This window comes from Sphingomonas sp. DC5200-1, from assembly GCF_049897245.1.
GTDB classification, from domain to species: Bacteria; Pseudomonadota; Alphaproteobacteria; order Sphingomonadales; family Sphingomonadaceae; genus Sphingomonas; species Sphingomonas aquatilis.
Genome location: NZ_JAFCVW010000002.1, coordinates 439,686 through 461,547, shown reverse-complemented (window position 1 = coordinate 461,547; position 21,862 = coordinate 439,686). Strand labels below are relative to the sequence as shown.

Annotated in this window: 22 protein-coding genes; 10 read left to right on the top strand and 12 right to left on the bottom strand. The window is 67.9% G+C overall.

Annotated elements, in window-relative coordinates; all coding sequences use genetic code 11:
• Window positions 1-61: 61 nt before the first annotated feature.
• The 3 genes from serA (at window position 62) to ACP7A3_RS05300 (ending at window position 4,286) form a co-directional block, all read left to right on the top strand.
• The gene (serA, locus tag ACP7A3_RS05310) at window positions 62-1,639 is read left to right on the top strand and encodes a phosphoglycerate dehydrogenase (protein WP_017979913.1); all 1,578 of its coding nucleotides are present in this window, start codon (window positions 62-64) and stop codon (window positions 1,637-1,639) included.
• 68 nt (window positions 1,640-1,707) lie between these two features.
• A complete protein-coding gene (locus ACP7A3_RS05305) occupies window positions 1,708-2,808 on the top strand; it encodes an ATP phosphoribosyltransferase regulatory subunit (RefSeq protein WP_426255076.1) in 1,101 nt (366 codons plus the stop codon).
• Window positions 2,809-2,996: 188 nt separating this feature from the next.
• Window positions 2,997-4,286, top strand: coding sequence for an adenylosuccinate synthase (locus ACP7A3_RS05300; RefSeq protein ID WP_017979911.1), 1,290 nt, complete (start codon window positions 2,997-2,999; stop codon window positions 4,284-4,286).
• 65 nt (window positions 4,287-4,351) lie between these two features.
• On the opposite strand, the gene ACP7A3_RS05295 is transcribed toward ACP7A3_RS05300, so the two are convergent.
• The 6 genes from ACP7A3_RS05295 to ACP7A3_RS05270 all read right to left on the bottom strand — a co-directional run bounded on the left by ACP7A3_RS05295 (window position 4,352) and on the right by ACP7A3_RS05270 (window position 9,132).
• A complete protein-coding gene (locus ACP7A3_RS05295; RefSeq protein ID WP_426255077.1) occupies window positions 4,352-4,777 on the bottom strand; it encodes a hypothetical protein in 426 nt (141 codons plus the stop codon).
• A gap of 68 nt (window positions 4,778-4,845) precedes the next feature.
• Window positions 4,846-5,916: a chorismate synthase gene (gene aroC, locus ACP7A3_RS05290; protein ID WP_426255078.1), complete on the bottom strand. Its 1,071-nt coding sequence runs from the start codon at window positions 5,914-5,916 to the stop codon at window positions 4,846-4,848.
• Window positions 5,913-6,431, bottom strand: a complete 519-nt coding sequence (locus ACP7A3_RS05285) for an N-acetyltransferase (protein WP_331361504.1) — start codon at window positions 6,429-6,431, stop codon at window positions 5,913-5,915. The genes aroC and ACP7A3_RS05285 overlap by 4 nt, the downstream gene beginning before the upstream one ends.
• Window positions 6,431-7,222, bottom strand: a complete 792-nt coding sequence (gene fabI / locus ACP7A3_RS05280; protein ID WP_017979907.1) for an enoyl-ACP reductase FabI — start codon at window positions 7,220-7,222, stop codon at window positions 6,431-6,433. Before fabI ends, ACP7A3_RS05285 begins: the two co-directional genes overlap by 1 nt.
• A gap of 24 nt (window positions 7,223-7,246) precedes the next feature.
• Window positions 7,247-8,233 carry a YihY/virulence factor BrkB family protein gene (locus ACP7A3_RS05275; protein WP_147036657.1) on the bottom strand — a complete coding sequence of 329 codons (987 nt, stop codon included), beginning with the start codon at window positions 8,231-8,233 and terminating at the stop codon, window positions 7,247-7,249.
• The gene (locus ACP7A3_RS05270; protein WP_043061215.1) at window positions 8,191-9,132 is read right to left on the bottom strand and encodes a DnaJ C-terminal domain-containing protein; all 942 of its coding nucleotides are present in this window, start codon (window positions 9,130-9,132) and stop codon (window positions 8,191-8,193) included. The genes ACP7A3_RS05275 and ACP7A3_RS05270 overlap by 43 nt, the downstream gene beginning before the upstream one ends.
• Before the next feature lie 97 nt (window positions 9,133-9,229).
• Between ACP7A3_RS05270 and ACP7A3_RS05265 the strand changes: the two genes are divergently transcribed.
• Window positions 9,230-9,493, top strand: a complete 264-nt coding sequence (locus ACP7A3_RS05265; RefSeq protein WP_288414145.1) for a hypothetical protein — start codon at window positions 9,230-9,232, stop codon at window positions 9,491-9,493.
• 131 nt (window positions 9,494-9,624) lie between these two features.
• On the opposite strand, the gene ACP7A3_RS05260 is transcribed toward ACP7A3_RS05265, so the two are convergent.
• The 4 genes from ACP7A3_RS05260 to ACP7A3_RS05245 form a co-directional block, all read right to left on the bottom strand.
• Complete coding sequence (locus ACP7A3_RS05260) at window positions 9,625-10,503, bottom strand: transglutaminase family protein (protein ID WP_426255337.1); 879 nt, start codon at window positions 10,501-10,503, stop codon at window positions 9,625-9,627.
• Window positions 10,504-10,514: 11 nt separating this feature from the next.
• Window positions 10,515-12,989: a circularly permuted type 2 ATP-grasp protein gene (locus ACP7A3_RS05255; RefSeq protein WP_426255079.1), complete on the bottom strand. Its 2,475-nt coding sequence runs from the start codon at window positions 12,987-12,989 to the stop codon at window positions 10,515-10,517.
• Between the two features lie 231 nt (window positions 12,990-13,220).
• A complete protein-coding gene (gene ligD / locus ACP7A3_RS05250) occupies window positions 13,221-15,725 on the bottom strand; it encodes a DNA ligase D (protein WP_426255080.1) in 2,505 nt (834 codons plus the stop codon).
• On the bottom strand, window positions 15,718-16,593 hold the full coding sequence (locus tag ACP7A3_RS05245; RefSeq protein WP_426255081.1) for a Ku protein: 876 nt from the start codon (window positions 16,591-16,593) through the stop codon (window positions 15,718-15,720). The genes ligD and ACP7A3_RS05245 overlap by 8 nt, the downstream gene beginning before the upstream one ends.
• Before the next feature lie 234 nt (window positions 16,594-16,827).
• Here ACP7A3_RS05245 and pdxH point away from each other — a divergent pair, with 234 nt between their 5' ends.
• The 3 genes from pdxH to ACP7A3_RS05230 are packed head-to-tail and all read left to right on the top strand — an operon-like array spanning window position 16,828 to window position 19,153.
• Window positions 16,828-17,406, top strand: a complete 579-nt coding sequence (gene pdxH, locus ACP7A3_RS05240) for a pyridoxamine 5'-phosphate oxidase (protein WP_426255082.1) — start codon at window positions 16,828-16,830, stop codon at window positions 17,404-17,406.
• Window positions 17,403-18,356, top strand: a complete 954-nt coding sequence (locus ACP7A3_RS05235; protein WP_017979898.1) for a cation diffusion facilitator family transporter — start codon at window positions 17,403-17,405, stop codon at window positions 18,354-18,356. Before pdxH ends, ACP7A3_RS05235 begins: the two co-directional genes overlap by 4 nt.
• A complete protein-coding gene (locus ACP7A3_RS05230) occupies window positions 18,356-19,153 on the top strand; it encodes a PhzF family phenazine biosynthesis protein (protein ID WP_426255083.1) in 798 nt (265 codons plus the stop codon). Before ACP7A3_RS05235 ends, ACP7A3_RS05230 begins: the two co-directional genes overlap by 1 nt.
• A gap of 135 nt (window positions 19,154-19,288) precedes the next feature.
• Here ACP7A3_RS05230 and ACP7A3_RS05225 read toward each other — a convergent pair whose 3' ends face one another.
• Window positions 19,289-19,543: a UvrB/UvrC motif-containing protein gene (locus ACP7A3_RS05225; RefSeq protein WP_426255084.1), complete on the bottom strand. Its 255-nt coding sequence runs from the start codon at window positions 19,541-19,543 to the stop codon at window positions 19,289-19,291.
• On the bottom strand, window positions 19,540-20,652 hold the full coding sequence (gene mnmA, locus ACP7A3_RS05220; protein WP_426255085.1) for a tRNA 2-thiouridine(34) synthase MnmA: 1,113 nt from the start codon (window positions 20,650-20,652) through the stop codon (window positions 19,540-19,542). Before mnmA ends, ACP7A3_RS05225 begins: the two co-directional genes overlap by 4 nt.
• Window positions 20,653-20,792: 140 nt before the next feature.
• Between mnmA and ACP7A3_RS05215 the strand changes: the two genes are divergently transcribed.
• From ACP7A3_RS05215 to ACP7A3_RS05205, 3 genes are all read left to right on the top strand, one after another.
• Complete coding sequence (locus ACP7A3_RS05215; RefSeq protein ID WP_426255086.1) at window positions 20,793-21,143, top strand: hypothetical protein; 351 nt, start codon at window positions 20,793-20,795, stop codon at window positions 21,141-21,143.
• Window positions 21,144-21,146: 3 nt separating this feature from the next.
• A complete protein-coding gene (locus ACP7A3_RS05210; RefSeq protein ID WP_024310369.1) occupies window positions 21,147-21,446 on the top strand; it encodes a DUF1153 domain-containing protein in 300 nt (99 codons plus the stop codon).
• 98 nt (window positions 21,447-21,544) lie between these two features.
• A complete protein-coding gene (locus ACP7A3_RS05205; RefSeq protein ID WP_017979892.1) occupies window positions 21,545-21,802 on the top strand; it encodes a GlsB/YeaQ/YmgE family stress response membrane protein in 258 nt (85 codons plus the stop codon).
• Window positions 21,803-21,862 lie beyond the last annotated feature (60 nt).

The following is a 21,862-nucleotide window of genomic DNA, read 5'->3' as shown; positions in this document are numbered from 1 at the left end:
CAATTAAGCGGGACCCCGGCTCAAGGCCGGGGTGACGGCGTATCTGTTCAAGGACATTCTTATGCCCAAAGTCCTCATCAGCGACAAAATGGACCCCAAGGCCGCGCAGATCTTTCGCGAGCGCGGCGTCGAGGTCGACGAGATCACAGGCAAGACGCCGGACGAACTGAAGGCGATCATCGGCCAGTATGACGGCCTCGCCATCCGCAGCTCGACCAAGGTCACCAAAGACATCCTCGAGCACGCGACCAACCTGAAGGTCGTCGGCCGCGCCGGCATCGGCGTCGACAATGTCGATATCCCCGCGGCGAGCGCCAAAGGCGTCGTGGTGATGAACACGCCGTTCGGCAATTCGATCACCACCGCCGAACACGCCATCGCGCTGATGTTCGCGCTCGCCCGTCAGCTGCCCGAGGCGGATGCCTCGACGCAGGCGGGCAAGTGGGAAAAGAACCGCTTCATGGGCGTCGAGCTGACCGCCAAGACGCTGGGCCTGATCGGTGCCGGCAATATCGGCAGCATCGTCGCCGACCGCGCGCGCGGCCTGAAGATGAAGGTCGTGGCGTTCGACCCGTTCCTAACCCCCGAACGTGCGATCGAGATGGGCGTCGAGAAGGTGACGCTCGACGAACTGCTCGCCCGCGCCGATTTCATCACGCTGCACACGCCGCTGACCGACCAGACCCGCAACATCCTGTCGGCCGAGAATCTCGCCAAGACGAAGAAGGGCGTGCGTATCATCAATTGTGCGCGCGGCGGCCTGATCGACGAGGCGGCGCTGAAGGCGGGTCTCGATTCGGGGCATATCGCCGGCGCCGCGCTCGACGTGTTCGTCGAGGAGCCGGCCAAGGCGTCGCCGCTGTTCGGCACGCCGAACTTCGTCAGCACGCCGCACCTGGGCGCGTCGACCACCGAAGCGCAGGTCAACGTGGCGATTCAGGTCGCCGAGCAGATGGCCGACTTCCTGGTGTCGGGCGGCGTCACCAACGCGCTCAACATGCCGAGCCTGTCGGCCGAGGAAGCGCCGAAGCTGAAGCCGTACATGGCGCTTGCGGAGAAGCTGGGTTCGCTGGTCGGGCAGCTCACCACCGGCGCGATCAGCCGCATCTCGGTGCATACCGAAGGCGCGGCGGCGGACCTCAACGCCAAGCCGATCGTCAGCGCGGTGCTCGCCGGGTTCCTGCGCAACCAGACCGACACGGTGAACATGGTCAACGCGCCGCTGCTCGCCCGCGATCGTGGTGTCGAGGTGCGCGAGGTGCGGACCGAGCGCGAGGGCGATTACCACACGCTGCTGCGCGTGTCGGTGAAGACCGCGGACGGCGAGCGCTCGGTCGCGGGGACGCTGTTCGGCGATCAGGCGCCGCGCCTGGTCGAGCTGTTCGGCATCAAGGTGGAGGCCGATCTCGCCGGTCCCATGCTCTATGTCGTCAACGAGGACGCGCCGGGCTTCATCGGTCGCCTCGGCACCACGCTGGGCGAGGCGGGCGTCAACATCGGCACCTTCCACCTCGGCCGCCGTTCGGCAGGCGGTGAGGCGGTGCTGCTGCTGTCGGTCGACGAAGCGGTGAGCGCGGACCTGCTGGCGAAGGTGAAGGCGCTGCCGGGCGTCAAGACCGCAATGGGCCTGGCGTTCTGATGATGGGCCGGGCGGCGCCGCGATACGGCGTTGCCCGGTCCCGCGGCTGGCGATAGGGCGGCGTGATCATGACTCCCCTGCTTCCCGAAGGTTTTCGCGACCGCCTGCCGCCCCATGCCGATGCCGCCGCGGCGATCGAGGCGCGCGCCTTGGAGGCGGCGCGCCTCTACGGCTATGAACGCGCCGATCCGCCGTTGGTGGAATATGCCGATGCGCTGGGATCGCGGTTGAAGGACGGCGCGCTGACCGATGCGGTGCGCTACGTCGATCCCGTGTCGCAGCGGACGCTGGCGATCCGGCCGGACGTGACCGCGCAGATCGCGCGCATCGCCGCGACGCGGATGGGGCATCATCCGCGGCCCGTGCGCCTGTCATATGCCGGGCCGGTGCTGAAGCTGCGCAGTCCCGAACTCGCACCGGCGCGCGAATGGCGGCAGATCGGCTGCGAGCTGATCGGCCTCGATTCGATCCCCGCAGCGCAGGAAGTGGTGGCGGTCGCGGTGTCGGCGCTGACCGCGGCGGGGGCGAGCGGCCTGTCGATCGATTTCACCTTGCCCGACCTGGTCGATACGCTGGCTGCCGGGCCATTCCCGGTCGCGGCGGACAAGATCGATACGTTGCGCGAGCGGCTGGACGCCAAGGATGCCGGCGCGGTGGCGGCACTGGCGCCGGACTATCTGCCGCTGGTCGAGGCGGCGGGGCCGTTCGCGTCGGCGCTGGAGCGACTGCGCGCCTTTGATCGTGATGGCGTGCTGGCGAGCCGGCTCGATGGCCTTGCCGCGATCGCGGCCGGCCTGGGGGAGGGCGTCACGCTGACGCTCGATCCGACCGAGCGGCATGGCTTCGAATATCAGACGTGGCTGGGGTTCTCGCTGTTCATCGCCGGGGCGCCGCGCGAGGTGGGCCGGGGCGGGACCTATACGGTGATGCACGAACGCGGTGCGGAAGAAGCAGCCACTGGCTTCTCGCTCTACGCCGACGCGATTCTGGCGACCGCTGGTCCGGTCGAGCGGCGGCGGTTGTTTCTCCCCTTCGGCACGCCTGCCGAGGCGGGCGCGGCGATGCGCGCGGCGGGCTGGGTGACGGTCGCGGCGTTGGAGGCGAACGATACGCCCGAGGCGCAGCTGGCGACGCATGTGTACGCAGACGGTACGGCGCGGGCGCTCTAGTTCCAACGATCGTTTCGTCCTCGCCCTCACCCTTTGCCAGCCTAGGAGGGTGAGGGGGATCTACCACTACCCGGTTGACCCGCCGCACGCATGCCGGTAGCTGCGCGCTCGTATTTCAGGACCATCCGTTGCGCCGAGTCCTGTCGAAGGGCGCAGGGGATCACGCCGGCAGGCGGAGACCTGTATCCATGGCCAACGTAGCAGTCATCGGCGCGCAATGGGGCGACGAGGGCAAGGGCAAGATCGTCGATTGGCTCGCCGAGCGCGCCGACATGGTCGTGCGCTTCCAGGGCGGGCACAACGCCGGCCACACGCTCGTCGTCGGCGAGAACGTCTACAAATTGTCGCTGCTACCCTCGGGCATTGTGCGCGGCACGCCGTCGGTCATCGGCAATGGCGTGGTGCTCGACCCCTGGGCGCTGAAGGCCGAGATCGAGCGGCTGGGCGAGCAGGGCGTCTCAGCGACGCCGGAGACGCTGCGCATCGCCGACACCTGCGCGCTGATCCTGCCGCTGCACCGCGACCTCGACGGGCTGCGCGAGGATGCCTCGGGCGCGGGCAAGATCGGCACCACGCGCCGTGGCATCGGTCCGGCGTACGAGGATAAGGTCGGTCGCCGCGCGATCCGCGTGTGCGATCTGGCGCATCTTGACGATCTGGGGCCGCAGCTCGACCGGCTGCTGGCGCATCACGACGCACTGCGCGCGGGGTTCGGCGCGGCGCCGATCGACCGGGCGGGGCTACTCGAGGAACTGCGCGCGATCGCGGGCTTCGTCCTGCCTTTCGCCAAGCCGGTGTGGCGCGACCTCAACGAGGCGCGCGGCCGCGGCAAGCGCATCCTGTTCGAAGGCGCGCAGGGTGTGCTGCTCGACGTGGACCATGGCACCTATCCGTTCGTCACCTCGTCGAACACGATCGCGGGCACTGCGGCGGGCGGTTCGGGCCTAGGGCCGGCGGCGGTCGGCTTCGTGCTCGGCATCGCCAAGGCCTATACGACGCGCGTCGGATCGGGGCCGTTCCCGACCGAGCTGGACGACGAGACCGGTGAGAGGCTGGGACAGCGCGGCCATGAGTTCGGCACGGTAACGGGGCGAAAGCGGCGCTGCGGCTGGATCGATACCGTGCTGCTGCGTCAGTCGGCCGCGGTCGGCGGCATTACCGGCATCGCGCTGACCAAGATCGACGTGCTCGACGGGTTCGAGACGGTGAAGATCTGCACCGGCTATCGCCTGAATGGCGCGGAGCTCGACTATTTTCCGGCGCATGCCGCGGATCAGGCGAATGTCGAGCCGATCTACGAAGAGATGGAAGGCTGGCAGGAATCGACCGCCGGCGCGCGCAGCTGGGCAGACCTGCCGGCGCAGGCGATCAAGTATATCCGCCGCGTCGAGGAGCTGATCCGCTGCCCGGTTGCGCTGGTATCGACCAGCCCCGAACGGGAGGACACGATCCTGGTCCGCGATCCCTTCGCCGACTGACGACACGAAAAAGGGCCGGGTAGCCAAGCCACCCGGCCCTCTTTTTTTGAGGCGTTAGCCAAAGATTACGGGGTCGGCGTGGTGGTGCCGGTGGTGCCACCCATGGTGCCGCCCATCGTACCCGTCGTCGACGTGCCGCCCATGGTGCCGGTCGTGCCGGTGCCGCCCATCGTACCGGTGGTGCTACCCGTGCCGGTGCCGGTCATGTTGCCCATCGTGTCGGTCGTGCCCGGGGCGGGGGTGGTGGTCGTCGTCGAATTCGTCGTGCCGGTCGTGCTGCCGTTCATGCCGGCGGTGCCGCTACGGCCACGCTTCATCGACTTGGACGAACGGCTTTGCGTCGTGGTGGTGGTGGTGCTCTGGTCGGTCGGCGACGTGGCCGTCGTCTGGCCACCCATGGAGCCGATGGTCGAACCGCCCATCGTGGTCTGGGCGAAAGCGGCGGTCGGGATCAGCATGGCAGCTGCCATGAACGGAAGGACCTTACGCATTGTTCTCTCCTGCAAAAATTGCTTGACCCCAACGGGTTAGCATGGAGAGTGTTCCTCCCTTCGCGGCCTCAGCCGCCCATCTGGCCCCGGTGAAGCAACGCTTGGTCGGCTAAAACCAATGCCGTCATCGCCTCGACGACGGGCACGCCGCGGATGCCGACGCAGGGGTCGTGGCGGCCTTTCGTGGCGATTTGCGTCTCCTCGCCGGTGCGCGTGATCGTGTCGACGGGGGTCAGGATCGAACTGGTCGGCTTGAACGCGACGCGCAAGGTGACCGGCTGGCCGGTGGCGATGCCGCCCGCAATGCCGCCCGCATGATTGGCGAGGAAGCGGGGGCCGGTATTGCCGGCGCGCATCGGGTCTGCATTCTGTTCGCCGGTCAGCGCGGCGGCGGCGAAGCCGTCTCCGATCTCGAAGCCCTTCACCGCATTGATGCTCATACAGGCCGACGCGAGTTCGCTGTCCAGCTTGGCATAGAGAGGTGCGCCCCAGCCGGCCGGCACGCCCGTCGCCTCGCACGCGACGACCGCGCCGACGGACGACCCGGACTTGCGCGCCGCATCGACGATCGCTTCCCAGCGGGCGGCGGCGGCAGCGTCGGGGCAGAAGAAGGGGTTGGCGTCGATCTGCGCATCGTCGAATGCGGCGTAATCGATCCGGTCGCCGCCGATCGCCTCGACCCAAGCGCGGATTTTGACCTGCGGGATCACTGCGCGCGCCACCGCGCCCGCCGCGACCCGGCTCGCCGTCTCGCGCGCCGACGACCGCCCGCCGCCGCGATAGTCGCGAAAGCCATATTTTGCGTCATAGGCGTAATCGGCATGGCCGGGGCGATAGGCGAGCGCGACCTCGGAATAATCCTTCGAACGCTGGTCGACATTCTCGATCATCAGACTGATCGGCGTGCCGGTCGTCTTGCCCTCGAACACGCCGGACAGGATGCGCACCTGATCGGGCTCGCGCCGCTGCGTGGTGAAGCGGCTGGTGCCCGGGCGACGCTTGTCGAGCCAGGGCTGGATGTCGGTCTCGCTCAAGGCGATTCCCGGGGGGCAGCCATCGACGACCGCGCCGATCGCCGGACCGTGGCTTTCGCCCCAAGTGGTGAAGCGAAACAGATGGCCGAAGCTGTTGATGCTCATTGCGTTGCCCCCAGTCGCGCAAAGGCGGGTGCATGCGCCGCCTCGCCCCGCACGCCGCACGGGATCAGTCCGCCTTGCAACGGCAGCGCCATGAAATAGTCGCCCGCATAGGGCGACGCGAACCCGCTCGCGACATCGGTGGCGAAGCCGAAACGGGTGTAGAAGGCCGGTTCGCCGAGCGCGAAGCAGAGCACTATACCCGCCGCCTCCAACTGCTCGACCCCGGCGGCGACCAATGCCTCCGCCACGCCCTGCCGCCGCCATTCCGGCGCGACGGCGAGCGGCGCCAGCGCGACCGCGGCAACGGATTTGCCGCCGACGTCGACCCGCATCCGGCTGAACGCGACGAGCCCGGCGAGCGCACCGTCGATCTCGGCGACGAGGACGAGCACCATGTCGCCCTCCACGCACAGGTCGCGGACCAGCGTCGCCTCGTCGGGCGCCGGGAAACAGTCGCGCAGTAGCGCGTCGATCGCGGCGACGTCGCGGCCAGCGGCGGGGCGGATCGTCGGCATCACGCCAGCGCGATGTCGGGCGCGTCCTCTGCCTTCATGCCGATGACGTTATAGCCGGCGTCGACATGGTGGATTTCGCCGGTGACGCCCGCCGACAGGTCGGACAGCATGTAGACGCCCGCGCCGCCGACATCCTCGATCGTCACGGTGCGACGCAGCGGGCTGTTCAGCTCGTTCCACTTCAGGATGTAGTTGAAGTCGCCGATGCCGCGCGCCGCCAATGTCTGGATCGGGCCGGCCGAGATGGCGTTGACGCGGATGTTTTCCGGGCCGAGGTCGACCGCCAGATACTTCACGCTCGTCTCCAGCGCGGCCTTGGCGACGCCCATGACGTTGTAATGCGGAATGACCTTTTCCGCGCCATAATAGGTGAGCGTCAGGATCGACCCGCCCTGCGGCATCATCGCGCGCGCACGCTGCGCCACGGCAACCAGCGAATAGGCCGAAATGTTCATGGTCATCAGGAAGTTGTCGAGCGTGGTGTCGTAGAACTTGCCGCGCAGCTGCGACTTGTCGGAAAAGCCGATCGCATGGACGACGAAGTCGATCGTCGGCCATTCCTGCGCCAGCGCCGCGAAGGTCGCATCCAGCGCCGCCATGTCCGACACGTCGCAATCGAACAGGCGGGCGACGCCGAGCTGTTCGGCGAGCGGACGCACGCGCTTTTCCATCGCGGCGCCCTGATAGGAAAAGGCAAGTTCCGCGCCCTGCTGCGACAATTGCTTGGCAATGCCCCAGGCCAGCGACTTGTCGTTGGCGAGGCCCATGATCAGCCCCCGCTTGCCTGCCATCAAACCCGTCACCCGCTCATTACCTCATTCTGTGGTCGCGGCCTCCTGTAGCGCCGGTTCGGGGGGTTCCGCCAGTGCTGCGTTGAGATGGGCGCCGAAGACGAGGCCCAGACCGATCAGATAGAAGAACAGCAGCATGACGACGACGCCCGCGAGGCTGCCGTAGGTGAGGTCGTAGCCGCCCAGCTGGCTGAGCACGAGCGGCAACAGCGCGGTCATGCTGACCCACCAGCCTGCGGTGAACAGCGCGCCCGGCCATTTCGGGCAGTCGCTGTGGCGATATTTGCCCGGCGTTACCGAGTAGAACAGCAGATAGAGCGCCCCGAACATGATGAGGCCGGGGATCAGTCGCGACAGGCCGACCCAGCCCGCGGCGTCGCGGGCGAAAGGCAGCAGGCGATAGATGAACTGTTCGGCCGCGGTCAGGATACCCTGCACCAGGAAGCTCATCAGCGCGATGATGACGGACAGGATGATGACGCCCGACGACGACAGGCGTGATCGCCAGAAGGGCACGCTGGCCTTCACACCATAGGCGCGGTGGAAGATGTCGCGGATCGTTTCGACGAAGCTGCCGACGGTCCACAGACCGACAAGGCCACCAAGCCACAACAGCGATCCCGTCCGCGCGACGAGTACGTCGGCGATCGGCTTGCGCAGGATATCGGCGACGTTGGGCGGCAGGACGTGGAGGAAGGAACTGACCGCGCGTTGCGTTTCCGCGCTCTGACCCAGCAACGACAGCACCGCCGCCGCGGTGATGAAGAACGGGAACACCGTCATCAGCGCGAGATAGGCGAGGTTGCCGGCGTGGATGAAGCCGTCGTTGAACACGCCGAGTCCGGCCCGCTTCACGACCTCGATCGCGGCGGGGCCGGGCTTCAGCTTGGCCAGTTGATGACGGGCGCCCTTGCGCAGATGCGCACGGGCTTCGGGGGTCAGGGCTGTCGTATCGGTCACTACCCCCGTCAGACGCCCATCGCGGCGCGCGGGTTCCGTGGGTCCTGCCATCCGTCGGCGAACTGTTGCAACGCTGCATCATCGGACGGAAGGTCGATCATCAGGGTGACCAATTGGTCGCCGCGGCTGCCGTCCTTCTTGTGGAAGCCCTTGCCCTTCAGGCGCAGCGTCTTGCCCGAGCTGGTGCCCTTGGGGATCGTCAGCATCACCGCCTTGTCGACGGTCGGCACGCGCACCGCGCCACCCTTCACCGCTTCGGTGAGCGTGATCGGCAGGTCGAGCCGCACGTCGTCGCCGTCGCGTGTGAAGAAGCGATGGCCCTGCACCTCGATCGCGACGATCGCGTCACCCGCGCCGCCGGGGCCGGGTTCGCCCTTGCCGGCGAGCTTCATCTGTGTGCCCGTCTCGACGCCGGCGGGCAGCTTCAGGTCGATCGCCTTGCCGTCGCCCAGCGTCACGCGCTGTGGCGCCAGCGTCGCTGCATCGACGAAGGGCACCTGCAACCGGTAGGTGATCGTCGCGCCCTTGGGCTGCGGGCGCCGGCCGAAGCCGCTGGCGAAGCCGCCACCACCGCCGCGCTGTGCGCCGCCAAACAATCCTTCGAAAATGTCGCTCATGTCGGCGTCGCCGGCGCCGAATTCGAAGCCGGCGCTGCTGAAGCCGCCGCCGGCATTGGTGCGCCCGCCGCCAGGCCGCGCGCCGCCACCGAAGCCGAAGGGCGAGGCGGGGTTGCCGTCGCCGTCGATCTCACCGCGATCGAAGCGTGCGCGCTTGTCCTTGTCGGTCAGCAGGTCGTAGGCGCCGGTTACCTGGCTGAAGCGTTCGGCCGCCTTCGGATTATCCTTGTTGCGGTCGGGATGCAGCTCCTTGGCGAGCTTGCGATACGCCTTCTTGATGTCGGCCTCGGACGCGCCCCGCGCGACGCCCAAAGTCTGATATGGATCGGCCATTGGTTCCCCGTTGGTGTATTATGAACCTATGTGGGGGAGGCCGCGCCGCAACGCAATCGGTGGCTGCTTCGTTGGTGGGTCATTGAGGAGAGCGACGATGACCGACACACAGCCCACGCAGGCGATGAGCACGGATCGCGGCGGATCGAACGACGGCGTCGAGGCGCCGGGCGGCAAATCCGCGAGCGAGAGTAACGGGGGTGCCTATCCCAATCCGCATACGGGCAAGGATGCGAAGGACCGCGACGGGGTCGGCGGCGGCTTCCTGGGCCATGGCGGGCAGAGCGGGATGGATTATTCCGGCACCGGCGATGGGGATACGGACGAGGATGTCGGTAACGCGAATGCGGTGACGAAGTAGTCTCGGCTCCCTAACCTTCGTCATCCCGGCGCACGCCGGGATCCATGGTCGCGATGAGGCCGATGGCGCGCGCAACGTCGGCGGCTTCCTGTCCATGGATCCCGGCGTTCGCCGGGATGACGAACTAGGGGTCAGGCGAGCGGCGCCACGTCCACGCTGACCGACATGCTCTGCGCCTGCGAGCCCAGCACCACACCATCGACCGGCGCGATCTCGGCATAGTCGCGGCCCACCGCCATCACGATATGGTCGCCCGCCATCCAGATGCCGTTGGTGGGATCGAGCCCGATCCAACCGAGCACCGGGCCGCACCACAACAACACCCAGGCATGCGTTGCATCGGCGCCGACCAGCCGCGGCTGTCCCTCCGGTGGGATGGTGCGGATATAGCCGCTGGCATAGGCCGCGGGCAGGCCGGCGGCGCGCAGGCCGGTGATCATGATTTGCGCGAAATCCTGGCACACGCCCTTGCGTTGCCGGAACGCCTCGCGCGGGGGCGTGTCGACCAGCGTCGCGTGCGGATCAAAGGCGAAATCGCGCTGAATGCGGCGGGCGAGCGCGATCCCGGCCTCCAGGCTGCCGCGGCCGGGCGACAGATCTTCCGCGCAATAGTCCGCGATGGCGCGGTCGAGCGGGATCAGCGGCGAGGGGAACAGGTAATTGGCCGGTCCCGCCGCGGACAGGTCGCGACTTGCCAGCGCCAGCGCGGCGATCTCGCCCAGCGTCGGGTCGTCGGCGGCGGGCACCGGCACCAGCCGGTCGACCGTCAGCCGCGCGACGCTCTCGATCGTCAGGCTGCGCACTGGCGTGTCGACCACCAGCCGCGTGACATGGGCGAGGCCCGCTTCGGCAAGGCCGGTGCTCGTCCGCCCGGCGGGCTCGACGGTCAGGCGGTAATCCTCCAGTACCTGCCCCGGCCAGTCGATCGGCTTGAGCCGCAGGTTGCAGCGCGCGAACTTGACGTTGCCGCCATAGTCGAACCGGGTGACGTGGCGGACGTCGTAGCGCATCGGGTGCGTGGTCATGCCAGGGTAAGCCCGACGGCGCGCAACGGCTCGGCACCTTGCAGGAAGTAGCGGCGCGCGATCGCGTCGGACAATTGCGCAAGGCGCCGCTCGATATCGCCGAGCGCATCGGCGTCGATCGCCGCCGCATCGGTCATCGCCAGCGTCGCGGCGAGCGCGGCGGCGTGGCTTTGCTGCGGTTCGGGCATGCCGTCGTCGCTCAGGACGGGCAGGTCGGCGAGCCGCTGGGTAATGCGCTCGGCCTGATAGGCGAGGCTGCGCGGGTTGCCGGGATCGAGCGCGACGAGATCGACGACGGGGACGCGCGCGATGCCGGTCAGATACCGCTGGCGATAGCTGATCTGGCTGTCGGCGAGGTCGAGCAGGGTCGACAGATCGTCCGCGGTCGCGCCGGGCATGCCGAACAGCCGCAGCGCGCGCGTCATCGCGATGGCGCGTTCGATACGCCGGCCGATGTCGTGGAAGCGCCAGGCCGCGGTGCGCCCCATATGCTCCGCCGACAGGCCGAGGATCGCGGCATAGCGGCGCTGGAGCGAGCCTGCCCGGTCGAGCATGCCGCGGTGGGTGGGAAAGGGCGCTTCGAGCAGCCGCATCATGTCGGCGGACAGGCGGTCGCGCGATCCTTCGCCGATGCCGCGGGCCAGGCGGTTGATCTTCGCGACCGAATGCCAGGCCTCGTCCTCCATCGCGGTGCGCGCGAAGGCGGTGAGGTCGCCGCGGCGCATCGAATCGGGATGGGGCGCGGCGCCATTGCCCGCGATCAATCCGACCAGCTTGGCGACGGTGGCGTCGGACAAGGCCGCGCCGCCGTCCGCCGCGATCGAATGGCCCAGCATCACGCGGATCGCCGCGAGCAGCGCCTCGCCGCGCTCCAGGTAACGGCCGAGCCAATAGACATTGTCGGCAACGCGGCTGGGCAATGTGCCGGGGTTGCGGCGGACGTTGTGCGAATCGGGGGCGGGAAGGAGCGAGACGGGCTCCACCGCCTCGGCCCCATGGACGCAGACGTCGGCGGACCACAGGCCTTCGCCCAGCACGCTGGCGCGTGGGTCGGTCGCCTCGCCAATGCGGGCGAAGCCGCCGGGCATGACAGTCCAGCCGCCGCTCGCGTCGCGCGCCGCGAAGACGCGCAGCGTGAAGGGGCGCGGTTCCAACGTATCGCCGATGACGACGGGCATGGTCGACAGGCGGACGATCTCCTGCCCGACATAATCCTGCGGGCGCCGGTCCATGTCGGCGAGGAGGATCGCCCTGGCATCGTCGTCCAGCTCGCCGCCATGCACGGTGCGCCCCTGCGGCAATCCGAGCGGGGTGGGACCGAAGGCGGTGCCGATCAGCATGCGATCGAGGTCTTCGGCCACGCGCGCACGCTCGGTCGGCTGGCCGCACCACCAGGTCGCGATATTGGGCAGATGCAGGCTCTCGCCCAGCAACCGCGTCGCGAGCTGCGGCAGGAAGGCGCCGAACGCCGGCGCCTCCAGCACGCCTGCGCCCGGCGCGTTCGACAGCACGACATTGCCCGCGGCATAGGCATCGATGAGACCGGCGACGCCGATCTGCGAGTGCGAATCGAACGCCAGCGGATCGAGCATGCGCGGATCGACCCGTCGCCACAGCGCGTCGATGCGCTTGAGGCCTGCGATGGTGCGGACGTAGAGCTGGTTTTCCAGCGCGGCGAGATCCGCGCCCTCGACGAGCAGCAGGCCGAGATAGCGCGCGAGATGCGCCTGTTCGGGATAGCTGGGGTTGTACCGCCCCGGTGTCAGCAGGCCGATGCGTGGGTCGGCCCGGCGGCACATGGCGGCGATGCCGGCGCGGAAGGCGGCGAAGAAGGGCGCGTGCCGCTGCACGTTGAGCCGCGCCTGCAATCCGCCGAGCGTGCGGCTGACCGCCAGCCGATTCTCGAGCGCATAGCCGGCGCCTGCGGGCGCGCGCAGGTGATCGGCGAGCACGCGCCATTCGCCGGTCGGCCCGCGGCCGAGGTCGATCGCGATGAAGTGCAGATGCTTGCCGCCCGGCGGATCCAGCCCCACCATCGGCCGCAGGAAATAGGGGCTGCCGGTGACGAGCGCCGCCGGGATCAATCCGCGCTCGACCAGGCGCTGCGGGCCGTAGAGATCGGCGATCACCGTCTCCATCAACTCGGCGCGCTGCGTGACGCCGCGGGCGATGCCGGCCCATTCGTCTGCCTCGATCAGCAGCGGCACTGGACTAACCGGCCAGGGGCGCTCGTCCGCCTCGCCGATGATGCGAAAACCGGTGCCGATGTCGGCGGCATGGCGGCGCACGCGTTCGCGGACATGGTCGAGGTCGTCGGAGGCGACGCTGGCGAGTTCGGCGAACATCGCTGCCCAGGCAGGATCGCCGCTGTCGCACAACACGTCGCCGCCGCGCGTACGCGCGCAATAGTCGGCGATCCAGCGCCGGGCATGCGTCTCGGCATCGAATATGGGCGCCGCCTGCGTCGCCATCGCTGTCCGTTCGTCCCCCGCCTTTGGTGCGGCGCACCGTCTACACATGCTGGGGCGGATGCAACAGGGATGTGCCGTCACGTCCTCCCTCGGCAAAGCCGGGGGAGGGGGACCGTTCGCGAAGCGAATGGTGGAGGGGGCGGTTCCGCGCTCGACCGGTAAGCCGTATCCTTCCCTTCCGTCACCGCTTCGCGGTGCCACCTCCCCCTGGCGGGGGAGGAATTGAACGCCTTACACGTCCGGCAGCACCTGATCCGCCACGCCCCAGCCGGCCAGCGCCCGCGACGTCGCGCGCTTCAGCAATTCGTCCGCGTCGCATACGGTCCAGCGCGCCGCCGTGTCGATGTCGCGCAGCTCGGTCCACGACACGGGCGCCGACACCGGTGCGCCGGCCCGGGCCCGCGCCGAATAGGGCATGATCGCGGTGCTGCCACGCTGGTTGCGCAGATAGTCGATGAAGATGCGGCCCTTGCGCTTCGCCTTGGTCGCGACCGCGACGAAGCGGTCCGGCTCCACCGCGGCCAGCGCGCGCGCGAAGCGGTCGGCAAAATCTTTCACGGCTGGCCATTCCGCCTGGGGCGTGAGCGGCACGACGACATGGACGCCTTTGCCGCCCGACAGCAACGGGAAGCTGACGAGGCCGATCTCGGCAAGCTGTGCGCGGACGTGATCGGCCGCCGCTTTGGTGTCCGCGAAGCCCAGGCCCTCGTCGGGGTCGAGATCGATCACCAGCCGGTCGGGCATCTCGATCGCGTCGACGTGGCTCCCCCAGCCGTGGAACTCGATGCCCCCCATCTGCACGCAGGCGACGAGGCCGTCGGCGCTGTCGACATACAGATACGGTTCGACGCTGCCGTCCTTTTCACGGACGTCGACATGGTGGACGTGTTCGCCGAAGCTGCCCGCGTCGTGCTTCTGGAAGAAGCATTGTTTGGCGCGGCCTTGTGGACAGCGGACAAGGCTGAGCGGGCGGCGGGCGACCCAGGGCAGCATGATCGGGCTGAGCGCGGCGTAATAATCGGCGAGCTCGCCCTTGGTGACGTTGCTTTCGGGGAAGATCACGCGGTCGCGATTGCTGACCTTGACGTGGATTTCCGGCGTGTCGCCTTGGTCGGGGGCGGGGTCGGGCACTTCTGCGACGACCGTATCGGCGGGTTTGTCGCCGCGCAGGCCCAGGAAGCTCGCGTGGCGCAGCAGGCCATCGGGCGTCGTCTCTGCAAAGGCGATCTCCGCGACCAATTCGGGGCGAACCCAGCGCGCGCCGCGGAGGGCGGCCCGGAAGGGCTTCAATGCGGTCGCGTCGACCGGTGGTGCGTCCGTCTTGAGCGTCGCAAGGCGTTCGGCCAGATCGTCCATCGTCGCGGTATCGAAGCCGGTGCCGACCTTGCCGGTGTAGCGCCACCCCCCGGTCTTGCCATCGCCTTCGCGCACACCCAGCAGCAGTGACTTGAACCCCCGCCGCTTGTCGGACGGCACCCAGCCGAGGATGACGAATTCCTGGCGACGGGTGCATTTCGCCTTCAGCCACGTCCGGTTGCGGCCGCCGGTATAGGGCGCGTCGGCGCGCTTCGACACCACGCCCTCCATCCCCTCGCGGCACATCGCATCAAACAATTGCTCGCCCGACCCGAGAACGTGTTCGGAGAATTGCAGGCGTCCGTCGTCGCCGACGATGCCGCGCAGCCGCTCCTTGCGCTCGACCGTCGTCAGGCCGGTCACATCCTCGCCGTCGAGCGACAGCAGATCGAAGGCGAACAGCGTCATCGCGCCGCCTGCACCGATCGCGTCCTTCAGCGTCGAGAAATCGGGCTTGCCGTCCTTGAACGCCACGATCTCGCCGTCGATCAGCGCGGAGGACACGGGGAGGGCGGCGGCGGCCTCTGCTATCCCCCCAAATTTGTCCGTCCAGTCGAGGCCGTTGCGGGTGTAGACCCTTGCCGCCCCATCCGCGACCGCGACGAGGGCGCGATAGCCGTCGTATTTCATCTCGTGCAGCCAGCCGGCGGCGGCGGGCACGCTGTCGACCAAGGTGCAGAGTTGGGGGTTCTGGAAGGCGGGGAGTTTGGCCTTCTTGCCCTTTTTCGCACGCGTCGCGTGCGGGGCTGCCCCTCCACCACCCGCTGCGCGGGCGGTCCCCCTCCCCCGCGGAGCAGGGGAGGACTTACCGTCGGCGATCTCCGCCATCGTGCGGCCGGTTGCGACGCTGGTGAGGCCTTCCTCGACCAACGTGTCCGTCCCGCCGGCGTGAGCGTCGTCGATCTTACGCAACAGCCAATTCTCGCGCTTCTCCTTACCGCGCGGTTTGAGGCGGATCAGTAGCCATTCGCCCTTCATTCGCTCGCCATCGAGAACGAAATGGAGATGGCCCTTCTCGATGTCCTTGGCGGACTTGCCCGCGACCGGCGCCCAGGTGCCGCGGTCCCACAGCATCACCGTGCCGCCGCCATATTCGCCTTCGGGGATCGTGCCTTCGAACGTCGCATACGACAAAGGATGGTCCTCGGTCCGCACCGCGAGCCGCTTTTCGTCGGGATCGAGGCTGGGGCCGCGCGTTACTGCCCAGCTTTTAAGAACGCCGTCCGCTTCGAGGCGGAAATCCCAATGGAGGCGGGTGGCGTCATGCTTCTGGACGATGAAGCTATTGCCGTTGCCCGGCGCGAGCGTACCCGCCGGCTCCGCCGTCTTCGCGAAATCGCGCTTGGCGTTATAGCGCGCGAGCGGGTCCGTCTCAGGCACGTTTCTTCGCCGGGGCGCGTTTGGCCGGGGCCTTCTTCGCGGCGGGCTTTTTCGCCGGCGCGGCCTTAGCTGCCGACCCACCCGATTTCTCCATCGACTTCTTCAGCGCCGCCATCAGATCGACGACGTTGCTGCTCTTGGCGGGTGTGTCGTCGTCGACCTCCTCGATCACCTTGCCCTTCGTCTTGCGCTTGCGCTCGATCAGGTCCTTCAGCGCATCGACGTAGCGGTCGTGGAATTCCTGCGGATCAAAGGCAGCGCTCTTCTTGTCGATCAACGCTTCGGCAAGGTCGAGCAATTCGCTGTCGGGCTTGGCGTCGGGGATCTCGCGGAAATAGCTCTGCGCCTTGTTCACCTCGTCGGCGTAGCGCAGCGTTTCCAGCACCATGCCGCGGCCGCATGGCTTCAGGCTGACGACATATTCGCGTCCGCGCATCGCCAGCTGGCCCAGGCCCACCTTTTTCGTCCGCCGCAGCGCCTCGCGCAGCACGATGAACGCCTCTTCGGCCAGATCGTCGGCGGGCACGACGAAATAGGGTTTTTCATAATAGAGGACGGGAATCTCGTCGGCGTCGACGAACTGGGTCAGCTCCAGCGTCTTTTTCGATTCGAGCTTCACCGCGTCGATCTCGTCCTGCTCCAACAGCACGAACTCGCCCTTCGATACCTCATAGCCCTTCATGATCTCGTCGGTGTCGACGGGGCCGACGCCGGTGACGACCTTCTCGTAATGGATCGGCTTGCCGCTGGGTTCGTGGATCTGCTTGAAGGCGACGCTGGCACCGCTTTTCGTCGCCGAATAGATTTCGACCGGTATCGACACCAGCGCGAGCCGGATCTGTCCTTGCCAATAGGCGCGTGCGGGCATTGCGAGGGCTTTCCGTTGCGGAAGCGATTCAATTCATGGGAGAAAGAGTCGTTCCCCCCAAGTCCTCCCCCGCCAGGGGAGGTGGCGCGGCGAAGCCGTGACGGAGGGGGAGGTGAACGGCGCACGTCATTTTATAGGACACCGCTGTCCTCCCCCTCCGTCAGCTGCGCTGGCACCTCCCCCTGGCGGGGGAGGAATTTTCCCTTGGCATGTTTTTCCGCTAAGGGGCCGGCCATGGCCGACAATCCCTTCGCGCTGTTCGATGCCTGGTATGCCGAGGCGAAAGACAGCGAACCCAATGACCCCAATGCGATGGCGCTCGCGACCGTCGATGCCGCCGGGCAGCCGTCGGTGCGCATGGTGCTGCTGAAGGGGCATGGCCCCGACGGCTTCGTCTTCTATACCAATCGCGAAAGCCGCAAGGCGGGCGATCTGGCGGCGTTGCCCAAGGCGGCGCTGCTGTTCCACTGGAAGTCGCTGCGCCGGCAGATTCGCATCGAGGGCGGGGTGACCCGAGCGACCGACGCCGAGTCGGATGCGTATTTCGCGTCGCGCGGCCGCGATTCGCAGCTGGGCGCCTGGGCATCGGACCAGTCGCGGCCGCTCGATACGCGCGAGGCGTTCGAAGCGCGCTTCGCCGAGATGCAGGCCCGGTTCGAGGGCGGCGACGTGCCCCGTCCGCCGCATTGGGGCGGCTATCGCGTGACGCCGCAGACGATCGAATTCTGGCAGGATCGCGCGCATCGGCTGCACGAACGCCGCCTGTTCACGCGGACCGATACGGGCTGGACCGAAGGATTGCTGTTCCCATGACGCGCGACGAACAACGCCGTTTCCTGCCGCTGGCGACCCGCGCCGCGCTCGCCAGCGTCAGCATGGCCTGCTTCCTGCTGGCGCTGAAGAGCTTCGCGGCCTGGCACACCGGGTCGGTTGCGATGCTCGGCAGTCTGGCCGACACCGCGCTCGATCTGCTCGCCAGCCTCGTGACGCTGTACGGCGTGCGACTCGCGGCGACGCCGGCGGATCACGATCACCGCTTCGGCCATGGCAAGGCGGAGGCGCTGGCGGCCCTGTTCCAGGTCGCGCTGATCACCGCATCGGCGGCGGGCATCGCATGGCGCGCGATCACCGCGCTGGGTGAGAACGGGCCGACGGCGGATGCGGAATTCGGCATCGGCGTGTCGCTGATCGCGATCGTCGCGACGATCGTGCTGCTCTGGTATCAGCGCCGCATCATCCGATCGACGGGCTCGGTCGCGATCATGGCGGACAACGTCCATTATCAGTCCGACGTGCTGCTCAACGGATCGGTGATCCTGGCGCTGGTGGTCGACCAGTATCTGGGCTGGCACAAGGCGGATCCGATCTTCGGTATCGCGATCGCGCTGTGGCTCGCCTGGGGGGCGTTCCAGGCGTCGTCCAACGCGATCGACCAGCTGATGGACAAGGAATGGCCCGAGGATCAGCGCGCCGCCTTCCTCGACGTCGCCGCGCGCCAGCCGGGCCTCAAGGGCATCCACGATTTCCGCACGCGCCGATCGGGCAGCCACGATTTCGCGCAATTCCACATGGAGGTCGATCGCAACCTGACGGTCGGCGCGGCGCATGACATCGTCGAGGGCGTCGAGCGCAACCTCAGACAGATGTTCCCGAAGGTTGAGGTGCTGATCCACCTCGATCCCGAAGGCCATGTCGATACCGACAATCCGCTGGTCGAGGCCGACGTGACGCCGCACTGGTTCGGCAAGCGGGTCGGCTATTGATGCGCATCCCCTTCGCCCAGATCGATGCCTTTGCGGAACGCGCGTTCGGCGGCAATCCGGCGGCGGTGATGCCGCTCGCCGCGTGGCTCGCCGATGACGTCCTCCAGCAGATCGCGAGCGAGAATAACCTCAGCGAGACGGCCTTCATCGTGCCGCACGACGGGGAGGACGCCGATTTCGATCTGCGCTGGTTCACCCCCGCCGCCGAGGTGGCACTGTGCGGCCATGCGACGCTGGCGAGCGGGCATTTCGTGCTGTCGTCCGACCCGGCGCTGACGCGGGTGCGCTTCGCGACGCGGCAGGCCGGCATCCTGGAGGTGGCGCGCGATGGCGACCGCTATCGCGTGGCGCTGCCGGCATGGGGGCCGAGCGCGAAGCCGCTGGATGGCGTCGTTGCGGCGCTGGGTGTGACTGACCCGGTCGAGACGCTGTGGCATGACAAGGGCTATGCCGTGGTCGTGCTCGCCGACGAGGCGGCGGTGCGCGCCGTCCGCCCGGACGATCGCGCGCTGACCGCAGAGGGCCCGATCGTTGCGATCGTCACCGCGCGCGGGCAGGCGACAGACATCGTCAGCCGTGCCTTCACGCCTTATTACGACATTTCCGAAGACCCGGTGACCGGCGCGGCGCATGCGGTGGTCGTGCCCTATTGGGCGCAGACGCTGGGGCGGGATCGCTTCACGGCGTATCAGGCGAGCAAGCGCGGCGGGCTGTTGTCCTGCGCGTTGGAGGGCGAGCGTGTGGTGCTGGGCGGGGCGTGCGTGACGGTGATCGAGGGGACGTTCCTGCTGCCGTAGGGTGGTCCCCGTTTCATAACCAACGTCATTCCCGCGGAGGCGGGAATCCAGACGCGCGGACCTCACGAAAGAGCCGCGCCGTTAGCGGTTCTGGATTCCCGCCTGCGCGGGAATGACGGCGTGGGTAGGGAGGGTCTACCGCTTCCGCCCCTTGGTCATCGGATCGGGCTTCTTCGGCTTCACCCATCCCGCCGGCGGTTCGACCTGCTGGCGACTCGTGCCGAGGCCCATCGCGCCGGGCTGCTGGCGTGTCAGGCCTGCCGGGTCCGCGTCCTCGCCGCCGACGCGCAGCAGGCTGATGCGGTCGCGCAATTCCGCGGCGCGCGCGAAATCGAGCGCTTCCGCCGCTGCCTCCATCTCCGCCTGCAGCGCCGCGATCGAAACGGTCATGCCGCCGCCGCGAGCGCTGCGGCCTCGGTCGCTGCGATCCAGCCGCCGCCGAGCACCCGGTCGCCGGCGTAGAGCACCGCCGCCTGGCCCGGGGCGACGCCATATTCGGGGGCATCGAACAGCAGGCGGTCGCCCGCCAGTCGCGCCGGCACTGGCTTGGCCATCGAGCGCACCTTGGCGGTGAGCGGCCCGTCATGGTCGCCGCCGATCCAGTTCACCCCGCTCAGCCGCGCCGCCGCCACCGCCAAAGCCGCGCGGGGGCCGACGACGACCTGCCGACTCGCGGCATCGACGCGCACGACATAGAGCGGCTCCGGGCTGCCGCCGATCTCGAGGCCGCGGCGCTGGCCGACGGTGAAGTGGATGATGCCGCGATGGTTGCCAAGCTTCGTACCGTTGAGGTCGACGATATCGCCTGCCGTGTCCGCCTCGGGCCGCAGCTTGCGCACCAGCCCGGCATAATCGCCGTCGGGGACGAAACAGATATCCTGGCTGTCCGGCTTGCCAGCGACCGAAAGGCCCATCTCCGCCGCGATCTCGCGCACCCGCGCCTTGGGCAGGCCGCCCAGCGGAAAGCGCAGATAATCCAGCTGATCCTGCGTCGTCGCGAACAGGAAATAGCTCTGGTCGCGCGCGGGATCGGCGCCGCGATGCAACTCGGCGCCCGCGGCCCCTTCGACGCGACGGACATAATGGCCGGTCGCAAGGCAGTCCGCACCGAGATCGCGCGCCAAAGCGAGCAGGTCGGTGAATTTGGGGCCGGTGTTGCACTGGACGCAGGGGATCGGCGTCTGGCCGGCGAGATAGGCGTCGGCGAAGGTATCGACCACCGTCTCGCGAAAACGGCTTTCATGGTCGAAGACGTAATGCGCGATGCCCAGCCGGTCGCACACCGCGCGTGCGTCGCGAATGTCGCGGCCCGCGCAGCAGCTGCCCGAGCGTCCCGTCGCCTCGCCATGATCGTAAAGCTGCAAGGTCACGCCGATCGTCTCGGCGCCGGTGCGCGCGGCGAGCGCCGCCACCACCGAACTGTCGACGCCGCCCGACATGGCGACGACGATGCGCCGCGCGGACAGGGGGGCGGGCAGCTGGAAATCCGTGTCGTCCATAACGGTCTTCCCATACGCCGATGGCGGTGGAACCGCAAAGTAAGGATGGTTCACATATTCTTGCACCGGGCTTTACCCGACCTTCACCCGAACGGGGATAAAGCCGTTTCTCCTTAGTGAGTAACACGAGTGCAGCCGCGTTGGATCTCAGCTTTCCCGGTTTCGACAGACGCAGCGAAGTCAGCCGGCTTCCCCGCGATCTGTCCGCGGCCGTGGCGGATGTGGCGACGCGGCAGGGTGTGCCACCGGCGCTCCGTTCCGACATGCGGAGCGGCCGGACGGGACATCGCTCACGGCTGCTGCACCCGCTCGACTGTGCCTTTAACGGCGCGGTGGCGATGCTGCTGCGGACGTTGACCGGTGCCGGGACCGTCGATGCCCACGAACATGAAGACGGCGTTTACCTCGGCGTTTCAGCCGATCTTCAAGACCGTGTCGCTAAGGACAGTGCTGCTTTCAGAGAGGGGGCCCCCCGCCCCGATCGAGGTTGAATGATGATTGAAAATCAGAAAATCCGCCCCGCCAAGGTCATCGGCCCGCTCGGCGAATCGCTGACGCTCGATACGCTGCCGCCGCCGTCGACGACGCGCTGGGTGGTGCGCCGCAAGGCAGAGGTGGTCGCCGCGGTGAACGGCGGGCTGCTGACGGTGGACGAGGTCTGCACGCGCTACGGCCTGACCGTCGAGGAATTCGCCGGCTGGCAGCGCGCGATCGACCGGTCGGGCATGCCGGGCCTGCGCGTCACGCGCATCCAGCACTATAAGTCGTTGTACGAGCGCCAGCAGAAATATTGAGCGATATCGTACGCTAGACCGAAACGCGTGCGGAACATTTATCCGGCCTCATGAGTCTTTCCGCCAGAGCCCACGCCGGGCGATAAACGGAGGGACTTATGGGTATCATTCTTTGGCTCATCATCGGCGGTGTCATCGGTTGGCTCGCCAGCATCATCATGCGTACCGACGCGCAGCAGGGCATTTTCCTGAACATCGTCGTTGGCATCGTCGGCGCCTTCATCGGCGGCCTGATCATCTCGGGCGGTTCGATCAACAATGCGCCGCTTAACGTTACCTCGTTCCTGGTGTCGCTGCTGGGTGCGGTGATCCTGCTCGGGATCGTGAACCTCGTGCGTCGTGGCAGCGTGCGCTAAGCGCCGCTTCCCCCTCGAAGGTTGAAGAAAGGGCCGTCTGGGCAACCGGGCGGCCTTTTT